A 425-nucleotide genomic window follows, 5' to 3' on the forward strand; every position below is an offset into this window, starting at 1 on the left:
GGCGGACCTGGGGGTGGCGTCGGGCAACGGCAAGGGGCAGATCTTCGTGAAGGGCGAGGTGGTCAAGACGGTGCCGGAGTCGCGGATCGTGGAGACCCTCATCGAGGAGGCCCTCAAGCTCGCCGAGGGACTGGACGAGCAGGGCGAGCCCACCGTCACCCCCCTCGGCTGACCCCGCACCCGCACGGGCCCGGTACGGACCCCGCCGCAACCGCACCGCCGCACGACGCCGCAGCGAACCGAAGGTGAGGGAGAACGTGACCCTGCTGGAGACCATCTCGGAGCCGGCCGACCTCGGCCGGCTCACCCCCGCACAGCTGGCGGAGCTCGCCGAGGAGATCCGGGGGTTCCTGGTGGACGCGGTCTCGCGGACCGGCGGTCACCTCGGCCCCAACCTCGGCGTGGTGGAGCTCACCATCGCGCTG

At 72.5% G+C, this 425-nt stretch carries 1 protein-coding gene and 1 pseudogene; both read left to right on the plus strand.

Translation table 11 applies throughout. The features are described from left to right. Positions 1 to 172 (plus strand): annotated as a pseudogene (locus tag LO771_RS30090) (4-hydroxy-3-methylbut-2-en-1-yl diphosphate synthase); the annotation flags it as partial. 73 nt (positions 173 to 245) lie between these two features. Further along, the coding region (locus tag LO771_RS30095) for a 1-deoxy-D-xylulose-5-phosphate synthase N-terminal domain-containing protein (RefSeq protein ID WP_230748336.1) at positions 246 to 425 on the plus strand (180 nt) is incomplete at its 3' end.

It is taken from the genome of Streptacidiphilus sp. ASG 303 (assembly GCF_020991365.1).
Lineage (GTDB): Bacteria > Actinomycetota > Actinomycetes > Streptomycetales > Streptomycetaceae > Peterkaempfera.